We start from the raw sequence: 7357 nt of genomic DNA on the forward strand, positions 1-7357 counted from the left end.
CGTCGCACGAACCCGCTTCCGACGCGATCCCGATGCCTACCTCACCGCCCTCGAACGCCAAGCCCAACAGTTAGATTTGCCAGCCTAGTTTTTTTGCGGAGAATACGAATATCTACTGGCCGAAAAAGCACGCTTCTGGAGCAACTTAGCTGCGGACTCAGGTCAAAATGTAGCGGGTTAGACGCCGTTTTTTGATGCGTTTTTCAACGTTTCGATCCTGCGACAATGACGAGCACGTTCTTATCGGCCGGCATTGCTTTTATGGCGCTTGTCGAGCGCCCCAGCGCTAACCGCGGCACCTCCTACAGTTCCCCTGCAGCTAGCTCGCTTAACGTGCGTCCCCGCAATCAGGCGGCCGTCGCTGCAGACACAGGAAGACAGGCCGGACGCAAATACCGATCCGACGTTTCCGACGCATCCATCGTTCCCGTGCCTACCGAGCTCCCGGAGCTGGGCTCCGAATGGCGGGAAGCTGCTGATCTGGCCGCTAACAATCTCGGCTTCGGGGGCGCCCTCGCGGACCTCAGCCCCGAGCACTGGCAACTCGTCCTGGCGAGCGTCATCGATCGGATGCTGCTGCACGGCGCAACGCTCCTGCCTGGCTGGCGGCGTGCGCTTGCTCAGCAGACAGCACGTGCTGAAGCGGATGAGGGCAGGGGAGCACGCGTTGCGGCTCTGCAAGCGAAGCGCGAATAGATTGCCGCCGACGTCGCACTCGAACTGGGCCTTGGAAGCCTCGCGAGCCTGAGTGCCGCCGATCGCGCGATGGTCGAGCAGCATACCGCGGAGACGATCGAAGGCTGCGGCACGGATACCGATGAGCCTTCAGACTGCTCGGATGCCGATCGGACGATGCGACGCCTGCTAACAGAGCATCGTGCCTTGACGGAGGAGCCCGAAAACGGCGGTTCTTAACCTAAGTAGCTGTGCTGGGTCGTCGAGTTAGCCACCATGCGCCGAGCCCCTGAGAGCACCCGGAAACCCAGGACGAAGGGCCGCCTGTGTGAGGCAGGGAATGCCTTGGATGACAGATCGTCAGGCGGCGTCGGCACCGATCAATCCAGGGAATTTGTCACGAGACCAGGGCGGGGGGTGAGAGCGCAGCCTCAGCCGATACCGCCCCGGCTCGGACGCATCATCCAGCCAATGAGTGCGCTGATCGCAGCACGCCCTATCAGGACACCCGCAACAGCACCGCCACTGCTGGCTGCAAAGTCGATGAACTTCGAGGTCCGGCCAGGAACCCAAAGCTGACCTATCTCTAGGATGCCGGCGAGCACAACAAGGCCGGCTGCGATCCGCCAGCGACGCGGTTCTTGGTAACCGAACGCGACGATGGCACCCGTCCCGCAATAGGCAATGGCATGCTCGATCTGCCCGGCCATACCTGTTCGGATCTCCAAATTGGCAGGGATCCATGACAGCCACACGAGCAAACCGACACAAAGCCATCCGATGGCCTTGAGGGTCTTGAGGAACGTAGCGATCAGCTTGAGCGACATGGAAGGCAATTAGCAACCAGCGTCGCGAGGGTCACGACATTGCCCACGAGCTAACTGTCAGGGTCGCGAACTAGGGTTTACCCGACATATGATTTCCATCCCTATTTTCCCGACAGCAGTCTCGAAGGAGCGGCACAAATATTTGAGACAGATTTCAGTTGTCGGGTAAACGATCGTTTAGCTTACATCACCATCGCGGTACCCAAAATCTCAGAAGGGTGGGCAGCGGAAGCTAAGTCGACGGCTGGAAGCGGACCTTCGGTTTTGCACCCATGCCGGCGTTCATAATGACGAGCCTTATGGCCGATGGAACTACCGAACTTTGGGATCGAGCCCGCCTAGTTCAGAGTTTCGCGCCCTTCTAGATGTTCGGTGCCAGGCATGCTTTCACAACGCGCAGGCAGGTCTTCGAAGCGACAGGGCTAGCCGAACCCGTACCGGGTGCGCCGTACTGTACATCAATGCCTTTGCTCCCTAAATACTCGCCGCTGAAAAGACAGAATATATGTCAATCTTCGAACCAACATATCCTACAAATTAAACGATTTATTAGAATATTATTTGTAACATAAATTAACTGCGCCTTCTTCGCGGTGTGCGGATGCGATTTGGTGATGAAGAGCGATGACTGCGATCACGGCACATTTTCAGCCGCCCTACGAGGATGACTTGGATCGCCCCGAAACGGCTGTTTCAGGAGCCTTCGGTCTCGCTCGGGCGGCGACGTATGCCTTCATCACCAGCAACGACAAGGGCCACATCACCTTTGCGAACGCTGCGGCCGCGGCCCTCTTCGGCTACAGCATCAACGAGTTGATGGGTGCGAACATCGATTTGATCGTTCCGGAACGATTCCGTGCCAGCCACGAGGCGGGCATGGCACGGATGGCCCGCAACGAGCCCTCTCGTCTGTCCGGTCGAACGGTCGAGGTCATGGCGCGCCGCCGCGACGGTAGCGAGTTTCCCGCCGAGTTCACGCTCTCGATGTGGCGGGACCGCTCCGGCCTCGGCTTCGGCGCGATCCTGCGGGACATCTCCGAGTGGCGGGCGCGCGACGACCGTCTGGTCCAATTGGCCCATCATGACCTCCTGACCGGGTTGCCGAACCGCGCCTGCTTCGAGGAGGCGCTTGATACAGGGCTGGCGGCCGGAAATGCCGTCGGCGTCCTCATGCTGGACCTCGACGGCTTCAAGGAGGTGAACGACAGTTGGGGGCACAGCACGGGTGATGCAGTGCTTCAGACCTTGGCCATTCGATTGCCGGCTTGGCTCGGGGAGGATGCGGTCTTCGCGAGATTCGGTGGTGACGAGTTCGCCGTCATGCTGCCGGATGTGGGCGATCCCACGACGCTCGCTGCGAGCGCGAAGACGCTCCTTGACGCCTTCGACGCCCCGCTCCGGGTCGGTTGCCACACCTTTCACCTTGGGGTCAGCATCGGAGGAGCGTTCGGTCCGACGCAGGGTACGTCCGCAGAGGAACTCATTGGCAATGCGGACTTGGCCATGTTTCGCTCGAAGCAGGAGGGCAAGCGCCGGTTTCGCCCCTTCCAGCCGGCGATGCGCAGCGCGCTGCTATCTAGGCTCGCCATGCGGGCCGAACTGCACGAAGCGGCACGAGAGGGCGAGTTCGTACTGCACTACCAGCCACAGGTCGCTCTCGACACAGGACGTATTGTCGGGGCGGAGGCCCTCCTGCGATGGCAGCATCCCCGGCGCGGCCTGCTTCTGCCGGGCGTTTTCCTATCCCATCTTGAGGACCATCCTCTGGCCCTCGAAGTCGGGCACTGGATCGTCAATGAGGCATGCCGACAAGCCGCAGTCTGGAGAGATGCAGGCCATCCAGGCATGAAGATGGGCGTGAACCTGTTCGCGGCCCAAGTGCGTTCGAGGACGCTAGCATTAGACGTCACCGACGCGCTCCTGCGACATCGGCTGGCCCCCGGGATGCTGGAGCTCGAAATCACAGAGACCATCGTGCTGAGCGTTGACGAGGCCGACCTTGATCAGTTCCGCGGTCTCCATCAGCAGGGGGTTGGCATCGCGTTCGATGATTTCGGCACGGGCTACGCCTCGCTGAGTTCGCTCAAGCGGTTCCCGCTGACGCGCCTGAAGATCGATCGGGGTTTCGTCAGGGATTTGATGGTCGAGCCGCACGATGCCGCCGTCGTGCGCGCCATCGTTCAGATCGGGAACGACATAGGCCTAGACGTCATTGCGGAGGGCATCGAGACCAGGGAGCAGGAGGCGAGGTTGTTGGAGATGGGCTGCCGGCATGGCCAGGGCTACCTTTACGGCAAGGCGCTGCCGGCAGCGCAATTCGCAGATCTCGTCCAGGCTTCCGGCATCACCGAGCGGCTGGCCGGATGAACGGGCTTGCGACAGGCCCAGCAGCACGGCACGTGGTGAGAAGCAGGGTGACAGCCGGTCAGATCGGAGCGACACTCTTCATGAGACGAGGGCGAGCAACAGCCTGAGCGTCTCGGGAGGGGGCAGGGGCGGAGTTCGCCATGCCAACATACTTCTTCGACGTCCAATCCCGATCCGGTCTGGTGTGCCTGGACTATCAGGGGCTGGACTGTCCGATGATGACGCTGCGCTGACGCTGGCTCGTCATGGCGCTGGGTTTACCTCGCATGGGGACTGAAGCCGCAATCCGCAGCTGACCAGCTACCGGTTTGCAGTGGCGGATGCAGAGCATCGACCGCTGCTTACGGTGCCGTTTACGGATCTGCTAACGGACGAGGATGCACCACCAGTCGCTCGTCAGCGCCGGCCTCGCTCATCCAAGCATCGGCCGTCATCAAGCCGGTCCGTCTGAGGCGGGATGAGTGTAGGAGAAGCCTTTGCCGACCGCGGATCTGCATCAGGGCTCCGCCTTGAAGGAAAAGCCGCAATGCTTCAACGTTCGTGGGTCCGGCGCCTCGGCCTTGCACTCACCGTTCCATGCGTGCTGCTGGCGTTCGCGCTGGCCGGTCACGCCGTCTGGGAAGCTCGGCCTCTTCCTGCCTGTCTTTCAGGTGGGCTCGACCCCTTCCATCCGGCTCAGAAGTGTCGACGTGTGACGATGATGGGCGGTGTTCCCGTGACCGGGGGTGTTGCAGGCTCTTTCCTCAAGGTGGTTGAGCGGGGCAGCGTGTCTGGGATGCCGGATCTGCGTCCTGCGGGGCTGGCCGTCGTTTTGGCTCTGGTGATCTACCTCGCGAGCTGGGGTATCGACCGGTTGTTACGACGCCGCGTCCGCTTGACGACTGGGGAGGCACGCTGCCCCACGGCGCTGCGTCACCTCGCTAAACGGCTCGCTATGGCTGAGCATGCCTTGATGACTGATCTGGCTGTCCTCATCATGCTCTCGGGAGCCCTTGGCGCTGTCGCATTGATTGGCGCTGCGCACCCCAAGGTCGAGCGCTTCGTCAGGCGGCTGTACCTTCGCTGATGCTGGCTCGCGCTGTGCTATCTGGCCGGCATGGCTGAGAACCCCACAACCGGCGACCTGTTCAAGGCGAAGGCCATCCTCAAAGCGGACGTGGTCGCTGCGGTCGATGCCTTCATGGCCGAAACGCACGGCTGACGCGGCCGTAGCGCTGTGGCGTGTCGAGCCATCCATCTCCGACCAGGGCTGCGTCGGTGCCCTCGGCCGTGCTCATGGCACGGCCCCCTCCCATAGGTCACCGGCCATGCCTCTGGCATTGAGGATCTCCTCGGCGGCCGCGGTAAGCGCCCGGTCCGGCCCAGGCTGGCGCAGGTAAGTGGCGAGGTCGCGCGACAGCCGTTCCAGGGGATGGGGGCGCAGGAAGCCCTGCAGACCAACCGAGCGCTGGGCGAGCTGCAGCACGTCGAGGCCGGCCCGCTCCACGGCGAGCCGTGCAAGATTGACGAAGGCAACGACGCGCTTCGGCGGCAGGACGCCATCGGAAACCGTTTCTGCAGCGCGTTCCACCCAGAGCCTGGCCCCTTCGACCGCAATGGCACCTTCGCCGAGGCGCGCAAGTTGGTGCGGGTCGCCGCTGCGGCCGGTTGCGGCGAGATGTTCTCGCCAAGCGTCGAACACGGACTCGATACCGCCAAGTTGCACCGCCGCGAACCGCCATGCACCGCTCGAGAAATCTGGCTGGCGGAAGTAGTCGTCCGGGTCGCCCAGGATGTCCTCCGCCGCTACGGCGATGCCGGCGAAGTCGAGGGTGCCGGTGGCCGAGGCGCGCATGCCGTGGGGCTGCCACGCGGACAGGTCGGCCCGACTTCCAGGCGTCAGCGGGATGACCAGCATCACCGTCCCGCTCCCGCCCGGACCACGACTTGTCACCAGGGCACGGGTGACGAAGCCCGCCCCCGAGGCGAAGGTCTTCACACCGGTCAGCCGCATGCCATCAGCGCCATCCTCCAGGACGAGGCCGCTGCCAAGAGGCTCGGTGTTCCAGACGCCGAACAGGTGGCCATTGCAGGCGTCGGCGAACAGCCGTTCCCGCTGCTCGGGCGTGCCGTAGCGGGCAACGAGCTGCAACGCGTTGACGTGGCCCTCGTAGAGCCGCCCGAGCGCCAGGCTGCCGTAGCCCACCAGTCGCAGCACCGCTGCGAGCCTACGGGCGCCTAGCTCCTCGCCAAGGCCGGCACCGCCAGCCCAGGACGGAACAGGCGCTGCGAGCAGGCCCAGGCGGGCGAGGTCGGCAACGTCTTCGGTCGGGAAGCCATCGTCGCGGTCCTGGGCCTCCGCACGCGTCGCGGCGGTCGCCGCCACGTGCCGGGCAACTGCGACGGCATCGTAGGACAGGGCGCGTGGGGTCACTTGATCCATATGTGTTCCCCCCCCCTCGAACCACGGCCGGGCTCAGCCCGCTCCAGATAGATCCGATCCTGGCATGTTGCCCAGCTCAACCGCAGGGCGACATATGGTCTTCAGGCCGAAAGGTTGTGAACCGGGCACGTCGGGACCGCATTGAACCCGATTGTCAACCTTAGCCACATCGGCAGCACTGCAATGGGTCGTAAGCGGTACGTCAGCTTTCCCGTGCAGCAGATTTCGACGTGTAGGTGTATGACGTCCCTCAGGCAGCGCAATGGAACTACCCGGTTAAAGTCAGGTTGCTCCTTTGTACCTCCGTGGAACCCGCAAGGCTCGACATGTGCGAGACAAAGACGCCTTCGCGGCGGCACTTGCTACAATCGGGTGGCGGTGTGGCCACGACTATGTTGTTGGGAATGAGTAGATCCTTGAGTGCTGAGACAGAGAATGCCGACCCGATGGGCCGGCGGTCGAAAACTCTTGATAGCGACTACTTCAAAGGCATGTACGCTACTGATTCCGATCCATGGCAGTTCGCAACGAGCGCCTACGAGCGGGACAAGTACGCGGCCACCTTGGCGGCCCTGCCGCGGTCCCGTTACACCTCAGCGCTTGAGGTAGGCTGCTCGATCGGCGTGTTCACTCATCAGCTCTGCCCTCGCTGCGACGTTCTCCTGGGGCTCGACGTGGTGCCATCGGTACTTGAGCAGGCCCGTACACGCTGCGCTGACTGCCCGAACACCAGCTTCAAGCTCAGTGCTGTTCCCGGCGAGTGGCCCGAGGGCAAATTCGACCTGATCTTGATTTCGGAAGTCGCGTACTACCTCGACCGTCCCGACCTCGCCCGCCTAGTCGCACGGGTCGGGAATGCCCTGCTGCCGGAGGCTGATATCGTACTGGTGCACTGGACCGGTGTGACCCACTATCCCCTGTCCGGTGACGAGGCTGCCGAAGGGTTCATCGCTGGCGCGCGCGGCTTCGCCTGTCTGTCGTCAGATGATTTGGGACATTCAGCGGTGTTCAGGAGCGGAGGCTCTGGTCCATCTGGGGTGAGAGGTTAGGCAGCCTGCGCGTGATG

Annotated in this window: 6 protein-coding genes; 4 read left to right on the top strand and 2 right to left on the bottom strand. The window is 62.8% G+C overall.

Going from position 1 to position 7357, the window contains the following annotated elements; translation table 11 throughout:
- Nucleotides 1–225 precede the first annotated feature (225 nt).
- Nucleotides 226–696: a hypothetical protein gene (locus tag ASF41_RS25700; RefSeq protein ID WP_200941287.1), complete on the top strand. Its 471-nt coding sequence runs from the start codon at nt 226–228 to the stop codon at nt 694–696.
- Nucleotides 697–1106: 410 nt separating this feature from the next.
- Here the strand turns inward: ASF41_RS25700 and ASF41_RS16820 are convergent, their stop codons facing one another.
- Nucleotides 1107–1502 carry a hypothetical protein gene (locus ASF41_RS16820; RefSeq protein ID WP_056495194.1) on the bottom strand — a complete coding sequence of 132 codons (396 nt, stop codon included), beginning with the start codon at nt 1500–1502 and terminating at the stop codon, nt 1107–1109.
- A 624-nt stretch (nt 1503–2126) separates the two neighbouring features.
- On the opposite strand from ASF41_RS16820, the gene ASF41_RS16825 reads away from it, so the two are divergent.
- Nucleotides 2127–3869 (top strand): bifunctional diguanylate cyclase/phosphodiesterase, encoded by a 1743-nt coding sequence (locus tag ASF41_RS16825; RefSeq protein WP_056495197.1) that lies wholly within the window; start codon nt 2127–2129, stop codon nt 3867–3869.
- Between the two features lie 526 nt (nt 3870–4395).
- Entirely contained in the window at nt 4396–4935 is a 540-nt protein-coding gene (locus tag ASF41_RS16830) for a hypothetical protein (protein WP_156653352.1), read from the top strand.
- Between the two features lie 207 nt (nt 4936–5142).
- Here ASF41_RS16830 and ASF41_RS16835 read toward each other — a convergent pair whose 3' ends face one another.
- Nucleotides 5143–6291 (bottom strand): acyl-CoA dehydrogenase family protein, encoded by a 1149-nt coding sequence (locus ASF41_RS16835; protein WP_056495205.1) that lies wholly within the window; start codon nt 6289–6291, stop codon nt 5143–5145.
- A gap of 446 nt (nt 6292–6737) precedes the next feature.
- Here ASF41_RS16835 and ASF41_RS16840 point away from each other — a divergent pair, with 446 nt between their 5' ends.
- Nucleotides 6738–7340: an SAM-dependent methyltransferase gene (locus ASF41_RS16840; RefSeq protein WP_056495208.1), complete on the top strand. Its 603-nt coding sequence runs from the start codon at nt 6738–6740 to the stop codon at nt 7338–7340.
- Nucleotides 7341–7357 lie beyond the last annotated feature (17 nt).

This window comes from Methylobacterium sp. Leaf111 (assembly GCF_001423285.1).
Classification (GTDB): Bacteria; Pseudomonadota; Alphaproteobacteria; order Rhizobiales; family Beijerinckiaceae; genus Methylobacterium.